The 13,728-nt window shown below is 49.1% G+C and carries 13 protein-coding genes and 8 pseudogenes; 11 read left to right on the forward strand and 10 right to left on the reverse strand.

The annotated features are described in order from the left end of the window. Positions 1-290 precede the first annotated feature (290 nt). The 3 genes and pseudogenes from ACQGXV_RS29145 to ACQGXV_RS29155 all read left to right on the forward strand — a co-directional run. A pseudogene (locus tag ACQGXV_RS29145) lies at positions 291-994 on the forward strand (IS5 family transposase); the annotation flags it as partial. Between the two features lie 64 nt (positions 995-1,058). Further along, positions 1,059-2,569 (forward strand): IS3 family transposase gene (locus tag ACQGXV_RS29150; RefSeq protein ID WP_440863991.1). Its coding sequence is split into 2 segments (ribosomal slippage): positions 1,059-1,509 and positions 1,509-2,569, totalling 1,512 coding nucleotides; the frame shifts between segments, so codons are not numbered across the junction. Positions 2,570-2,599: 30 nt separating this feature from the next. Beyond that, positions 2,600-2,707, forward strand: a pseudogene (locus tag ACQGXV_RS29155) (IS5/IS1182 family transposase); the annotation flags it as partial. A 7-nt stretch (positions 2,708-2,714) separates the two neighbouring features. On the opposite strand, the gene ACQGXV_RS29160 reads toward ACQGXV_RS29155, so the two are convergent. Together ACQGXV_RS29160 and purR are read right to left on the reverse strand one after the other, a co-directional pair. Next, a complete protein-coding gene (locus ACQGXV_RS29160) occupies positions 2,715-2,843 on the reverse strand; it encodes a hypothetical protein (protein WP_440863992.1) in 129 nt (42 codons plus the stop codon). After that, a complete protein-coding gene (purR, locus tag ACQGXV_RS29165; RefSeq protein WP_440863993.1) occupies positions 2,843-3,868 on the reverse strand; it encodes an HTH-type transcriptional repressor PurR in 1,026 nt (341 codons plus the stop codon). Before purR ends, ACQGXV_RS29160 begins: the two co-directional genes overlap by 1 nt. 293 nt (positions 3,869-4,161) lie before the next feature. On the opposite strand from purR, the gene cydH reads away from it, so the two are divergent. Next, the gene (cydH, locus tag ACQGXV_RS29170) at positions 4,162-4,320 is read left to right on the forward strand and encodes a cytochrome bd-I oxidase subunit CydH (RefSeq protein ID WP_440863994.1); all 159 of its coding nucleotides are present in this window, start codon (positions 4,162-4,164) and stop codon (positions 4,318-4,320) included. A 108-nt stretch (positions 4,321-4,428) separates the two neighbouring features. Here cydH and ACQGXV_RS29175 read toward each other — a convergent pair. Then, positions 4,429-4,723: pseudogene (locus tag ACQGXV_RS29175) on the reverse strand (integrase core domain-containing protein); the annotation flags it as partial. A gap of 32 nt (positions 4,724-4,755) precedes the next feature. Here ACQGXV_RS29175 and ACQGXV_RS29180 point away from each other — a divergent pair. Both ACQGXV_RS29180 and ACQGXV_RS29185 read left to right on the forward strand, forming a co-directional pair. Then, the gene (locus ACQGXV_RS29180; RefSeq protein ID WP_440862584.1) at positions 4,756-5,121 is read left to right on the forward strand and encodes an IS630 transposase-related protein; all 366 of its coding nucleotides are present in this window, start codon (positions 4,756-4,758) and stop codon (positions 5,119-5,121) included. Next, positions 5,045-5,578, forward strand: coding sequence for an IS630 family transposase (locus ACQGXV_RS29185; protein WP_440862665.1), 534 nt, complete (start codon positions 5,045-5,047; stop codon positions 5,576-5,578). The genes ACQGXV_RS29180 and ACQGXV_RS29185 overlap by 77 nt, the downstream gene beginning before the upstream one ends. A 21-nt stretch (positions 5,579-5,599) precedes the next feature. On the opposite strand, the pseudogene ACQGXV_RS29190 reads toward ACQGXV_RS29185, so the two are convergent. After that, positions 5,600-6,351, reverse strand: a pseudogene (locus tag ACQGXV_RS29190) (helix-turn-helix domain-containing protein); the annotation flags it as partial. A 132-nt stretch (positions 6,352-6,483) separates the two neighbouring features. Then, positions 6,484-7,380, reverse strand: a complete 897-nt coding sequence (locus ACQGXV_RS29195; protein ID WP_440867680.1) for an NlpC/P60 family protein — start codon at positions 7,378-7,380, stop codon at positions 6,484-6,486. Positions 7,381-7,789: 409 nt separating this feature from the next. Between ACQGXV_RS29195 and ACQGXV_RS29200 the strand changes: the two genes are divergently transcribed. Beyond that, on the forward strand, positions 7,790-8,146 hold the full coding sequence (locus ACQGXV_RS29200; RefSeq protein WP_440863995.1) for a Grx4 family monothiol glutaredoxin: 357 nt from the start codon (positions 7,790-7,792) through the stop codon (positions 8,144-8,146). 111 nt (positions 8,147-8,257) lie between these two features. On the opposite strand, the gene rnt is transcribed toward ACQGXV_RS29200, so the two are convergent. Next, complete coding sequence (rnt, locus tag ACQGXV_RS29205; RefSeq protein WP_440867682.1) at positions 8,258-8,908, reverse strand: ribonuclease T; 651 nt, start codon at positions 8,906-8,908, stop codon at positions 8,258-8,260. 243 nt (positions 8,909-9,151) lie between these two features. Here rnt and ACQGXV_RS29210 point away from each other — a divergent pair. Both ACQGXV_RS29210 and ACQGXV_RS29215 read left to right on the forward strand, forming a co-directional pair. After that, a pseudogene (locus tag ACQGXV_RS29210) lies at positions 9,152-9,313 on the forward strand (IS256 family transposase); the annotation flags it as partial. A 62-nt stretch (positions 9,314-9,375) separates the two neighbouring features. Further along, a pseudogene (locus ACQGXV_RS29215) lies at positions 9,376-9,576 on the forward strand (transposase); the annotation flags it as partial. An 8-nt stretch (positions 9,577-9,584) separates the two neighbouring features. Here the strand turns inward: ACQGXV_RS29215 and ACQGXV_RS29220 are convergent. Continuing rightward, positions 9,585-10,750 (reverse strand): IS3 family transposase gene (locus ACQGXV_RS29220; RefSeq protein ID WP_440863996.1). Its coding sequence is split into 2 segments (ribosomal slippage): positions 9,585-10,495 and positions 10,495-10,750, totalling 1,167 coding nucleotides; the frame shifts between segments, so codons are not numbered across the junction. A 73-nt stretch (positions 10,751-10,823) separates the two neighbouring features. Here ACQGXV_RS29220 and ACQGXV_RS29225 point away from each other — a divergent pair. Continuing rightward, a pseudogene (locus ACQGXV_RS29225) lies at positions 10,824-10,934 on the forward strand (transposase); the annotation flags it as partial. A gap of 23 nt (positions 10,935-10,957) precedes the next feature. On the opposite strand, the gene ACQGXV_RS29230 reads toward ACQGXV_RS29225, so the two are convergent. Both ACQGXV_RS29230 and ACQGXV_RS29235 read right to left on the reverse strand, forming a co-directional pair. Continuing rightward, entirely contained in the window at positions 10,958-11,491 is a 534-nt protein-coding gene (locus ACQGXV_RS29230; RefSeq protein ID WP_440867683.1) for an IS630 family transposase, read from the reverse strand. Next, positions 11,415-11,780, reverse strand: a complete 366-nt coding sequence (locus ACQGXV_RS29235) for an IS630 transposase-related protein (RefSeq protein WP_440863997.1) — start codon at positions 11,778-11,780, stop codon at positions 11,415-11,417. The genes ACQGXV_RS29230 and ACQGXV_RS29235 overlap by 77 nt, the downstream gene beginning before the upstream one ends. A gap of 36 nt (positions 11,781-11,816) precedes the next feature. Between ACQGXV_RS29235 and ACQGXV_RS29240 the strand changes: the two are divergent. Continuing rightward, a pseudogene (locus tag ACQGXV_RS29240) lies at positions 11,817-12,713 on the forward strand (IS256 family transposase); the annotation flags it as partial. A gap of 58 nt (positions 12,714-12,771) precedes the next feature. Here ACQGXV_RS29240 and ACQGXV_RS29245 read toward each other — a convergent pair. Further along, complete coding sequence (locus tag ACQGXV_RS29245; RefSeq protein WP_440863877.1) at positions 12,772-13,695, reverse strand: IS5 family transposase; 924 nt, start codon at positions 13,693-13,695, stop codon at positions 12,772-12,774. Between the last annotated feature and the right edge of the window lie 33 nt (positions 13,696-13,728).

Below are 13,728 nucleotides of genomic sequence, written 5' to 3' on the forward strand. Positions count from 1 at the left end.
CATCCTGTCGGCTAATTCTGATTTATTCAACAAAGCCTCGTGCGTTCGTTATAATAAGGATAAGAATAGGGATATTGTCCGAATGAAAAACAGTGTATGACTGCTTCAACCAGAGGACAAGTCAAAATTGATTGATGCAGTCATGAAGAATTTACAAATCAACGTGCTATACACGTCATACTTCAAGTTGCAGGTGCGTTGTCTGCACTCGCTCACCCGAATCACTTACTTTAGAATCTATCCCAAAAGGAATTGTCAGCTAATAAGTAATGGCAATTTCTGAAGGAAGTATGGCAAGCAATAAGTGGCAGATCAGCGATGAACTCTGGGGGAAAATGGTTCCGTTGCTCCCGGAACATAAAACCCACCATCCGCTGGGTACGCATCGCAGGCGGGTTGATAATCGTGCCGCAATGAACGCCATTCTCTTTGTGCTCAGAACGGGTTGCCAGTGGAATGCCCTGAATGCCACCGGGATATGCTCGTCAATCTCCGCTCACCGCCGCTTCCAGGAGTGGCGGGATGCAGGAGTTTTTGAACGGTTCTGGCAGAACGGGTTGCTGGCCTGCGAGCAGCTGGATGCTATCGACTGGTCATTGCTGTCGATGGATGGTTGTATGACGAAGTCACCGCTGACAGGCTCAAAAAAACAGGACGGAATCCCACAGACCGGGGGAAACAGGGTGTAAAGCGTAGCCTGATGACCGATGCGAACGGGCTTCCCCTCTCTCTGGTTGTCTCAGGGGCAAATACCCACGACATAAAGCTGGTTGCTGATACTCTCGACGCCCTTCAGACGGGCAGACCCGGCAGAAAGCTCCGCCTCTGTCTGGACAAAGGCTATGAAGCCGGATGGCAGGAAGCCTGTCTGAAAAGTCGTCGTTACGAACCTCATATCCAGTCAAGGAAAGAGGAGTCGGAAGCCATCAAAAACACGGATTTTAAAGCTCACCGCTGGGTAGTGGAGAGAACGCACAGCTGGATGAATCGCTTTCCCCCCATGTCAGGGTAGTTGTCGCCTCTGAGTGAAAAAATCTAGGGGGCTGGAGAAGCTGTTCATGGGAAGCTATTCGCCAGAACGTAAAGCGGCTGTGATCGCCAGAATGTTGCCGCCGCATAGTCAGACTATTTACCAGATATCCCGCCTGGAAGGCATTCCCGCCAATACGCTTTATGGCTGGCGGTCTCAGGCTGGAATTCCGACTCAGTCGGCAGCCAGTGAGAGTAAACTCCACCTGGAGTGGTCTCAGGATGCGCGCTTCGCCGTTATCGTTGAAACCGCGCCGCTTTCTGCTCATGCTGTGGCTGAATACTGTCGCCGTAAAGGCCTCTATCCTGAACAGATTCAGCAGTGGAAGGACGAGTTTATGCAGCCAGGTCAGCGTGCAGAAAGAGCCTTAATAAAGAAACAGCAAAAAGAAATTCAGCAGCTTAATCGTGAAATAGCCCGCAAGGACAAAGCCCTCGCCGAAGCGGCGGCACTGCTCATCCTGGAAAAAAAGCTCAAGGCGTTCTTCGACGAAGAACGCGAGGTCGAATGACGCGCACAGCCGACAGGTTACGGCTGATGAAGATGCTGGAGGAGGCCGCCACTGCCGGCGTCCGGCAAAGCGATGCCTGCAGGTCTGTAGGTATTAGCGAGCGGACGTTCCAGCGCTGGCGGCTAAGTCCTGACGACCGGCGACCGACGGCATCACGGCCGATGCCGAAAAACAGGCTCAGTGCTGAAGAGGAACAGCAGGTGCTGGCCATCTGCCATGAGCCACGATTCGCCAGTCTGTCGCCGGCGCAAATCGTACCGGCACTAGCCGATGAGGGGCGTTACGTTGCCAGTGAATCGACGTTTTACCGGGTGTTGCGCCGTGCCGGAGAGGTCAGTCATCGCGGGCGTCAGCAGGCCCCGCAAAGTAAGCCGCTGTCGACATGGAAGGCGATCGCGCCGAACCAGGTGTGGTCGTGGGACATCACCTGGCTGAAGTCGCTGACGGCGGGTCACTGGTTCTACCTGTATCTCATAGAAGATGTGTTCAGTCGCAAAATAGTGGGTTATGAGGTGTACCCGGTCGAAAGCGGCGAGTATGCAGCAGAACTGCTGAAGCGAACGGTGCTGAGCGAGCGCTGCTGGCAGGAGCCGCTGGTACTGCATGCGGATAACGGTGCACCGATGAAGTCACAGGTGCTGCAGGTGAAGCTTGCGGAGCTGAAGATAACCCCGTCACACAGTCGGCCGCGGGTAAGCAACGACAACGCCCACGTGGAATCGCTGTTCAGGATGCTGAAATACGTGCCTGCATGGTCTGAAAAAGGCTTTGCAACGCTGGAAGATGCGCGAGCCTGGGTGGAAACCTTCGTCGGCTGGTACAACGAGGAACATCGCCATAGCGGTATCCGGTATGTCACGCCGGGCCAGCGGCACAGAGGCGAAGACAGCCAGTTGCTGGTAAAGCGAAAATCGGTGTATGAGGCAGCAAAAATGCAGAACCCGCATCGTTGGTCAGGGCCAACAAGAAACTGGGAGCGGCAGGACGAAGTGTGGCTAAATCCGGAACGGGAAAAACAGGCCGTATGAATCAACTGGGGCGACAACTACCTTGACACGCACCGCTTTCGTCGGGTTCTGACTCGCTGGGAGAAGAAAGTCGAAAATTATGAGGCGATGCTGCATTTTACCTGCGGCATCATTGTCTGGAATAAAATCCTATTGGGATGGATTCTTATAGCCAAGCGACATTATTTTGATAACAGCCAGCTATGCTTCTTTGCCGCATATCAGGGCATAGGATGTAATCATTTTTAAGTCGGTTGGCTATATTTAGGGTATATAAGAAAACCGTCTTAAGCATCAACGGCGGTAGTCGCGGAAAGGGCCTTCACCCACTGAACGACGCTCGATAAGCGTTGGGTGAACCTCAATCATCTGCGCCTCTTCGCGCTTGCTGGTGATGCGATCGAGCAGCATGGTAAAAGCCGATTGGCCCAAACGCTCTTTTGGCTGGTGGATCGTGGTTAATGCTGGGGTGAAATAACGTGCATGGCGAACATTATCATAGCCAATCACGGAAATGTCTTGCGGTACGCGTAGCCCCAATTCATCAGCCGCGCAGATAGCACCCATGGCCATGATGTCGCCGCCGCAGAAAATAGCGGTCGGGCGCTGTTTTTGCGCCAAAATCTGGTGCATGGCTTTGTAACCGGATTCCGGCTCGAAATCCCCCTGAACAATCCATTCATCGCGAACGGTGATATCCGCTTCCTGCAAGGCTTTGAGAAAACCCAGATAACGCCCGCTGCCCGTGTTGCGTTCCTGAATACCGGGAATGGCACCAATGTCGCGGTGCCCGCGCTCAATCAGATAACGCCCAGCCAGATATCCCCCTTCGAAGGCGTTATCTATAATGGTGTCCGTAAAATCACTGTGTGCCTGACCCCCATCCATGACCACCATGGGAATGCTGCGGTAATCGGACAACATGCTCAACAGTTCAGGCGGGTATTCCGCACACATCACCAACAGGCCATCGACCCGTTTTTGCGCCAGCATGGAAAGATAAGCACGCTGTTTATCCAGGTTATTATGCGAGTTACACAGAATCAGGGTGTAGCCTTTGGCATAACAACTGTTTTCAACCGCTTCGATAATTTCCGCAAAGTAGGGCGCTTCACTCGAAGTGGCGAGCAATCCGATGGATTTTGTGTGATTGACCTTTAAGCTCCGAGCCACTGCGCTCTGGGAGTAGTTTAATTCCTTGATGGCTTCCCGCACGGCCGTTTTGGTCTCTTCGGCGACGAAACGTGTTTTGTTGATGACGTGAGAGACGGTTGTTGTTGAAACGCCAGCACGCTTTGCCACATCTTTGATCGTTGCCATCTAAACATGACTCCTGAACCTACTTGTTACGGCAGTATATAGTTTGTTAATCGTTTGCTTTTGCGTAATGTTCTCTTTCCGATGGTATAAACAGGATATCAGAAGGAGACTGCCGACGTACTTTGTACCTAAAGGGGACGTGTTGATCCCATCGAAGATGACGTGTTCGGACACCGACGCAGCGCACGGTAAACTGCGAATTTTGGCTGATTTACCGCGAAAGTGAAAGGGTTAATTGATTTAATTAGTGCAGCCGGGATCGGAGATTTTCCCTATTGTGCTGTGGTATTGGTGTGCAGGAAACAACGAAGCATCCGGTGCGGCGGCAACGTTTACGCGTTTCTGTGTTTCAAGGAGATAGAATGAATACTGATTTGAAAATGTCATTAATGACCACGGTTGGGGCGTTAGTCATGATCATGGTATTTAGCTTTGTTGCCGTGTTGAACTGATCGCGATTAAAATAAAGGCCAGGCTGCATAGGCATCACCTGGTCTTTATTTGTACTAGCTCAGACCTGATCTGACAGTTACCGGTTATTTATACAGGTGTCTGTCAGATTACATCCGGTTCAGATCCTTTTCTGCCCAGACCCGTTTTCCATCAAGTAACGTGGCCATTGGCGTTCGCCCGCAGCACATTTTTCCCTGATGAGTTCGCTCATTATTGTAATGCCACAACCAGTTATCCAGATCTGCCTGCAGGCTCTCCAGGTCCCCATATAACTTCTTGCGGAACGTAACCTGATAAAAATCCTGCAAAATCGTTTTATGGAAGCGCTCGCAGATGCCGTTCGTCTGCGGAGACATCGCCTTCGTTTTTTGTATGGTCGATATTGTTGATGGCCAGATATAGCTAAACGACTTAATTTTGATTACATTATTTAAATGAGCTATTCAATTGATTTTAGACGTAAAGTGATATCCACACGGAAAAACGAAGGGTTGAGTATCCGAGAAACAGCGAAGCAATTTCGGATTGGCCCTGCCTCTGTATCGCGTTGGATTAATCAAATAGAGTCAAAAGCATCGACCACGCGTCAGCGAAAGATCGATAAATCCGAGTTGATAAAAGATGTTGAACAATATCCAGATGCTTACCAAAAAGAACGTGCAGAGCGTTTTGGCGTTTGTCAGAAGGCCATTTGGCAAGCGCTTAAAAAGCTGGGATTGACCTATAAAAAAAACTCTACGTCATCCGAAAGCCGACGAAAACGCCCGGCAGGGATTTCAACAAAAAAAACAACAGTATGAAAAAGAAGGTAAACCTATTGTTTTTATTGATGAAAGTGGTTTTTCACACGATGCCCCACGGACTCACGGCTATTCCCCAAAAGGTCAACGGTGTTTTGGCCTGAAGAACTGGGGAGCTAGGGGAAGAACAAATGTTATCGGCGCTTTATTAGGCACAACGCTGTTTGCTATCGGATTATTTGATATCAATATTAACAGCGATGTTTTCTATGCCTGGGTCACACAAGTCCTTATCCCAGTACTCCCTAAAAACAGTGTAATCATGATGGACAATGCCACTTTTCACAAAAAACATAATATTCAACAAGTCATCATCGATGCAGGGTATATGGTGGAGTATTTGCCTACATATTCGCCAGATCTTAACCCAATTGAGCATAAATGGGCACAAGCAAAAAGCAAAAAAAGAGAGATGGGTTGCGATACAGAGAGTTTGTTCTCAGTCCATATGGTGTAATCAAAATTAAGTCGCTTGGCTATACAGCTGGTAATCATGCTGCTCCACCTTACCACAGTACTCCGTTCCCCTGTCGGTCAGTATTCTCAGCATCGGCAGTCCCTGAGCCTCGTAGAACGGCAGTACGCGATCATTTAGCAGGTCGGCGGCAGTGATCGGCGTTTTACTCGTATAAAGCTTGCAGTGTGCCACTTTCGAGTACGTATCCACGAACGTCTGCTGGTAGATACGGCCCACCGCTTTCAGATTGCCAACGTAGAAGGTGTCCTACGACCCGAGATAACCGGATGAGCCGTCTCGATTTCGCCGCTGGCCTCATCATCATGCGCCTTTTTCTCCAGCGCTGCGATTTGGACATCGGTAAGCACGATGCCTTCTCTGGCAACTTTTTCCTCAAGCGCCTTCAGGCGTTTACGGAAGTTCTCCAGATCGTGCCGTTGCCAGATGGACCGCACGCCGCTGCCGGAGATAAATACGCCTTTTTTACGCAGCTCATTACTGGTCCAGTGCTGCCCGTGGGCCGGGAACTCAACGGCATATTCAACAACCGCGCGTTCAGTGGCTTCGTCGTCGCGGTTCTTCAGGTTGGGAACCCGGCGGTTCTGGTTAACCAGTGCATCGATGCCACCTTCAGCAGCCAGTTCCTGATAACGGTAAAACGTGTCGCGCGACACGCCCATGATCTTGCAGGCTTTTGATACGTTACCAAGTTCTTCGGCGAGATTGAGCAGGCCGGCTTTGTGTTTGATGATGTGATTGTTAGTATGAAGCATGAGAGTTACCTCGCGTTTTGTTTAAGGATTAGACACCCATATCAAAACCGGTAACTCTCAACCTTTCAAGGTCATGTGTCAGATCAAGTCGCGACTAATACACTTTTTATCGCTAGCATGCCGATTTGGCGATCACCGAATCGTTTGTGGTGTTACCACGCGACGTGCACCAATATAGTGTTCCTGCCAGTAGTCTTCACTCAACTTACTGATCTTGATATCGGCACCGGTTCGCGGTGACTGAATAAACTTGCCATTGCCGAGATAAACTCCGACATGATCGGCGGTGCCGCGACCGTTGATGCGAAAGAACACCAGATCGCCAATCTCCAGTTCACCCTTATTGATGGGGGCTGCATCGCGCAAGTGATACATTTCATTGGCGGTGCGCGGGATAGGGATTTTCACCACATCCTTGTAGGCATAATAGACCAGGCCGCTACAGTCGAAACCGGTGTAGGGGGAGTTGCCACCCCATTGATAAGGTTTACCGATCTGACTCATCAGCTTGTTCATCGCCGTCATTTTTGCATGCTGATAACGGCGCTTATGCGCTTCACTGAGTACTAACTCTTTGCCCGCTTTTTTGGCGCCTGGTTTTATTGCCGCCGTTTTCTTGTCAGTGGCATCAGTCCCTTTTTTTAACCCCTTTACCAGTTTTGCGGGCGTTGCACTGTGGTAGCGGGACGACGTGGTTTTTGACGCGGTGCTCTTGATGTCGACGTCAGCAGAACTTTTTTTAGTGGTGGTCGTTTTGGTCGGTTTCGTGCTTTGCGCTATTTTGGTTTTTTTCTCAACGATCTTTTTTTCAGGCTGTGCTTTAGCTTTTTCCTGCGTTGTCTTTTTCTTCGGTGGTTCCGGTGGGGTTTGTGGCTTTTTAGCGGTTTTGGTGGTCTGGCTTTTTTTCAGGTGTTTGTCATCCGTGCTGGCGCAGGCTTGCTTCTCCGCATTGGTATGCGGAGCTGCCTGGGCAACATTAACAAACAGATGGCTGAAGAAAACAAAGATCAGAGTAATAAATACGCGCATGATAAAAGAGACCGAATACAATACTTAACTCGCTCAATTCGAATAGTATTCACGAAAACGCCATGAGAAAAAAGCAGGAAATCACCTTTTCGCTTAACAGAATCATGAGAAAACGTTAATAATTGTTTTCCCGCTGTAAATATCATCATTTATTGCGGCATATTTCACCTAGGGGACTGAGGGGGAACGGTGGTAGGAAAAACCCTACAAAAAATGGCGTTTTTTTGTCATCACCGCTCTCGCTACAATGACGCAACGGTAAATGCGCTTTGCAATCACTTGGATTACAAAGCGCATACGCGACAATGGTGCGATAATACTCCGTTACATAATGCTGCCAAGCGATCCCTCCGACAGGAATGGGGTAGCGTGATGGCTCGCAGAAACACCGTTTGAGGAAGCAAAAAGCATGACGACGACAACGATTGAAAAAATTCAGCGCCAGATTACAGAAAACCCGATTTTGTTGTACATGAAAGGCTCACCGAAGTTGCCGAGCTGCGGTTTTTCCGCCCAGGCCGTACAGGCACTGTCGGCGTGCGGTGAGCGCTTCGCCTATGTGGACATTTTGCAAAACCCGGATATTCGTGCTGAGCTGCCGAAATATGCTAACTGGCCGACCTTTCCCCAACTGTGGGTTGACGGTGAGCTGGTTGGCGGATGCGACATCATCATTGAAATGTATCAACGTGGTGAATTGCAGCAACTGATCAAAGAAACCGCAGACAAATACCGTGAACCGCAGGAGGGAGACAGCGCGCAGTAAATTGCGCCTGTTGGCGCGTACTTCGCCGGTATCTGAGGTAAAAGAGGGGACCCAGCACCGTGGTGCCCTTTTTTTGGGTATCAAATTTGTTGATGACCCCATTCAGAGAATTCAGACTGTTTGATCTTCCAGGGGCAATGGCCAACCGCCCAGTCGCTTCCACCGATTCACCAGTTCGCAAAATAGCGCCGTGGTTTGCTGGGTATCATAAAGCGCTGAGTGTGCCTGCGCGGAGTCGAAGGCGATGCCAGCGGTCATGCAGGCCTTTGCCAATACGGTTTGTCCCAGCACTAATCCGCTCAGTGCGGCGGTGTCAAAGGTGGCAAAGGGGTGGAACGGGTTGCGCTTGAGTCCGCAGCGTTCTGCCGCCGCCATCAGAAAACCGTGATCAAAGTTGGCGTTGTGGGCGACGATAATCCCGCGATTGCAACCTTTGTCTTTAATGCCTTTACGCACCATTTTGAATATTTCATGCAGAGCTTCGTATTCAGAGACGGCACCACGCAACGGGTTGTGAGGATCAATGCCGGTAAACGCCAGCGCAGCGGGATCAAGCAGCGCGCCTTCGAATGGCGCAACGTGAAAATGCAACGTTTCATCGGGCTGTAACCAACCGTTCTCATCCATTTTCATCGTGATGGCGGCAATTTCCAGCAGTGCGTCAGTTTGCGCGTTGAACCCTGCGGTTTCAACATCAATAACAACCGGGTAAAACCCGCGGAAACGGCCACTCAGTGCGTTCAGGTTATTTTTATCAGCCATGTTCTCTTTAATCATTTACTAAATGCAGCGCGCATTATGGCAAATTCCTGCCACCAATGCAGTAAACCTGATGTCTTGAACGCCTTGAAAGGAATGTGAGCGCAATGAAATGAACGACATATAAGAGAGAAGGGGAAGAGAGAAAGCAAAAAAGCGGCGGACAGAAGCCGCCGCAGAGCATCGTGAGAGTGTAAAAAGATCTGTGTAAATGGCATTTTGAGGAAAACCTTCAGAGGACAAAAAATGCCTATCAGCAACGAACTTATTGACCAACTGCTTCAGGATTGCCACTCCCCTCAGGAGCTTCTGGGTGAATCAGGCCTACTCAAGGAGCTGACTAAAAGACTGGCGGAACGGGTTCTTCAAGCTGAGATGGAGATACACCTTGGGTATGCTAAGCATGACCCGAGACTGTAAAATAATCTGTGTAAATGGCATTTTGAGGAAAACCTTCAAAGGATAACAAAATGCCTATCAGCAACGAACTTATTGACCAACTGCTTCAAGATTGTCACTCCCCTCAGGATCTGCTGGGTGAATCAGGCCTACTCAAGGTGCTGACTAAAAGACTGGCGGAACGGGTTCTTGAAGCTGAGATGGAGATGCACCTTGGGTATGCTAAGCATGACCCGGCTGGTAATCATTCAGGCAACTCACGCAATGGCAAGTGTAGTGGTCAACTAAATTTGGCCACCCTACCTGACTGTTGATGGAACAGCCGTTCTGATTCATTTGGTGTTAACCCACCGTTATACCAGTGAGGTCTGACATCGCTATAATAATGGGTTATGTAGCGAATAATGGATGATTGAGCAGTACTAAAGCTTTGGTAGCCAGTCGTTGGCACCCATTCAGTCTTCAGACTACGGAAGAATCGCTCCATCGGACTATTATCCCAACAATTTCCTCTGCGACTCATACTTTGGGTCATCTGATAACGCCACAATGCCTGCCTATACTGACGACTGGTGTAATGGCTTCCTTGGTCACTATGAAACATGACTTGTTTGGGATGCCCACGCAGTTCCCAAGCCATTTGTAGTGCTTTGGCTGTTAATTCTGAATCTGGCGAAAACGACATTGCCCAACCCACGGGTTTTCGGGCAAATAAATCTAATACCACCGCCAGATACGCCCATCGGTCGCCTGTCCAAATATAGGTTACATCGCCGCACCAAACCTGGTCAGGCTTGGTAACAGCGAACTGCCTATTGAGCAGATTTGTAATATCAATACGTTCATTTCCACCGCGGTTGTATTGATGTTTTCTTGTTTGGCAACTAACGAGGGTTAATTCTTTCATCAACTTACCCGCTAACCACCGCCCAAGTTTCACGTCGTGTGTATTGGTAACCATCGTGGCGATAGTCCTTGCGCCCGCAGACCCGCCACTAACGTTCCACGCTTCGCTGGCCAGGCTACGTTTTATCGTCCGCTCAATATCTGGCTCCTTAGGTCGACACCAATAGCGATAACTGCTTCGGTGAACATTAAAAATACGACACAACGCTTTCACTGGATAAAGCGCTCTTAGCTTTTCAACTACCGAGAATTTTTCAGTGAGTCGGACATTAAGAGCGCAGTAGTCTTTTTTAAGATGGCATTCTCCATTTCCAGTCGGTGGATTTTTTTCTTCATTTCTCTGAACTCAATTTGTTCAGGTGTTAATGGCAGACAAGGCGATGTTTTCCCTTGACGTTCTAAACGAAGGGCTCTTACCCACCGGCTAATCGCTGAAAGACTGACGTTCATGGCTTTCGCGGCTTCCTGGTAGGTATAATTTTGGTCAAGGACTAATTTGGCGGTTTCACATTTAAATTCAGCAGTAATTATTTTACTCATTTTGGCACCTATAAAAATTATGAGGTAAGCATATCACCTCTACTTAGGTGGCCAAATTCAGTATGCCACTACAAAGACATCCAAGAGCGTACGTAGCCAAAATGGGGCGCTCGAGCTCGATATTCCGCGCGACCGCAACAGTACCTTCGAGCCGACACTGATCGGTAAGCACGAAAAGCAGCTTATAGCCAAGCGACTTAATTTTGATTACACCATATGGACTGAGAACAAACTCTCTGTATCGCAACCCATCTCTCTTTTTTTGCTTTTTGCTTGTGCCCATTTATGCTCAATTGGGTTAAGATCTGGCGAATATGTAGGCAAATACTCCACCATATACCCTGCATCGATGATGACTTGTTGAATATTATGTTTTTTGTGAAAAGTGGCATTGTCCATCATGATTACACTGTTTTTAGGGAGTACTGGGATAAGGACTTGTGTGACCCAGGCATAGAAAACATCGCTGTTAATATTGATATCAAATAATCCGATAGCAAACAGCGTTGTGCCTAATAAAGCGCCGATAACATTTGTTCTTCCCCTAGCTCCCCAGTTCTTCAGGCCAAAACACCGTTGACCTTTTGGGGAATAGCCGTGAGTCCGTGGGGTATCGTGTGAAAAACCACTTTCATCAATAAAAACAATAGGTTTACCTTCTTTTTCATACTGTTGTTTTTTTTGTTGAAATCCCTGCCGGGAGTTTTCGTCGGCTTTCGGATGACGTAGAGTTTTTTTTATAGGTCAATCCCAGCTTTTTAAGCGCTTGCCAAATGGCCTTCTGACAAACGCCAAAACGCTCTGCACGTTCTTTTTGGTAAGCATCTGGATATTGTTCAACATCTTTTATCAACTCGGATTTATCGATCTTTCGCTGACGCGTGGTCGATGCTTTTGACTCTATTTGATTAATCCAACGCGATACAGAGGCAGGGCCAATCCGAAATTGCTTCGCTGTTTCTCGGATACTCAACCCTTCGTTTTTCCGTGTAGATATCACTTTACGTCTAAAATCAATTGAATAGCTCATTTAAATAATGTAATCAAAATTAAGTCGTTTAGCTATAACGGCTTCGATGACCGCATTATTTCTCTCTATTCCAGAGGGCTATCAACCCGTGATATTCAGGCTCACTTTAAAGAAGTCTACGGGGTCGATGTTTCCGCTGGCTTCATTTCTCAAGTGACCAATGCTATGATGGATGACGTTAAGCGCTGGCAGCAACGGCCGCTGGATGCGCTTTATCCCATTGTTTACCTTGACTGTATTGTGGTCAAAAGCCAGGACGGCGGAGCCGTGACCAACAAGTCTGTTTACTTGGCTCTAGGCATCAACGGCCAGGGCGAAAAAGAGCTGCTGGGGCTATGGATAGCCAAAACCGAGGGGGCCAAGTTCTGGTTATCTGTAATGACAGAACTGAAAAATCGTGGGCTACAGGACATCTTCATCGCCTGCTGCGATGGCCTGAAGGGCTTTCCTGATGCCATTGAAGCTGTTTACCCGCATACGCGGGTACAGCTCTGCATCGTGCATCAGGTGCGGAACTCGCTGCGCTACGTCGGCTGGAAAGAGCTTAAAGCCGTTGCTGCTGACCTCCGCACTATCTATAGTTCCGCAACGCTAGAGGGCGCTGAAGAGGCCCTGGATGCCTTCGCGGACAAATGGGATGAGCAGTTCCCGACGATCAGCCCATCGTGGAGAAATAATTGGGAACGTCTCATCGTCATTTTTGATTTTCCGCCGGAGATTCGCAAGGTTATCTACACCACCAACGCGATAGAGTCGTTAAATGCTTCATTGCGCAAGATAACGAAAACGCGACGAATATTTCCAACGGATGACTCGGTGCTAAAATTATTCTATCTAGCCTTGCATAATATCTCGGCTAAATGGACCCTACCAATCAGAGACTGGAAACCGGCTATGAGCCAATTCATGTTGATGCATGGAGATCGGATTTCCGGGGCTTTGTTGAATAAATCAGAATTAGCCGACAGGATGACTCCCTCTGCTACACCTGTTATCCTATCCTGACGCTGTGTGGCATACCCAACAACGTCATACGGTTCAGCGCTTTGACCATCGCTATGGCTTCACCTACTTGAGCCTCATAGTCACGCAGGCTCAGATGGCCACCCAGCAAAGTTTTTATGCGGAACATCGCTGTTTCTGCCACTGAACGCCGGTGATAACCCACTTTCTTTTTCCACATATCATTACTCCCGCTCAGACGCTGATTCGCCACCGCATGGTTACGTTCATGGTACTTGTCCGGCCAGTATTTGGCTCCGCTTCGCGGCGGGATAAGGGGCCTGATTTTCTTTCTTAGCAACGCATCGTGGCAGTAACGGGCGTCATAAGCACCGTCTGCTGACACTTCCCTGATTTTTCGGTGGGTTTGGTTAATCAGGCCCGGCAGTGCCTGCGCATCTGTCGTTCCGCTGAGCGATAAGTCGGCACAGATAATCTCATGCGTCGCACTGTCTGCTGCCAGATGAAGCTTGCGCCACACTCTTCGTCTGTCAGCCCCATGCTGCCTGACTTTCCATTCACCTTCGCCAAAGACCTTCGGACCGGTACTGTCGATGACCAGATGCGAGATTTCACCACGCGTTGGCGTTTTTATGCTGATACTGACGGTTTTTGCCCGCCGACTGACCAGAGAGTAGTCCGGGCAGCGCAGTGGCAGGCTCATCAGTGTAAAAACCGAGTCGACAAAGCCCTGTAATGCCCGGAGCGACAGGTTAAACACGCGCTTTATCATCAAAACCGTGGTAACAGCCATATCGGTGTAGTAAAGCGGCCGACCACGACCTTCAGGCGAAGAACTGTCAGTCCATGCAGCGATGGCCGACTCATCAAGCCAGACCGTCAGGGAGCCGCGTTGTCTGAGTGCTTTTTTGTAGGTGGGCCAGTTGGTGATTTTAAACTTTTGCTTTGCCATGGGGAGCTGCTATCGGGAGCGATGATAGTGCTT

Origin of the sequence: Symbiopectobacterium purcellii (assembly GCF_052050035.1) — a bacterium.
GTDB classification, from domain to species: domain Bacteria; phylum Pseudomonadota; class Gammaproteobacteria; order Enterobacterales; family Enterobacteriaceae; genus Symbiopectobacterium; species Symbiopectobacterium purcellii_A.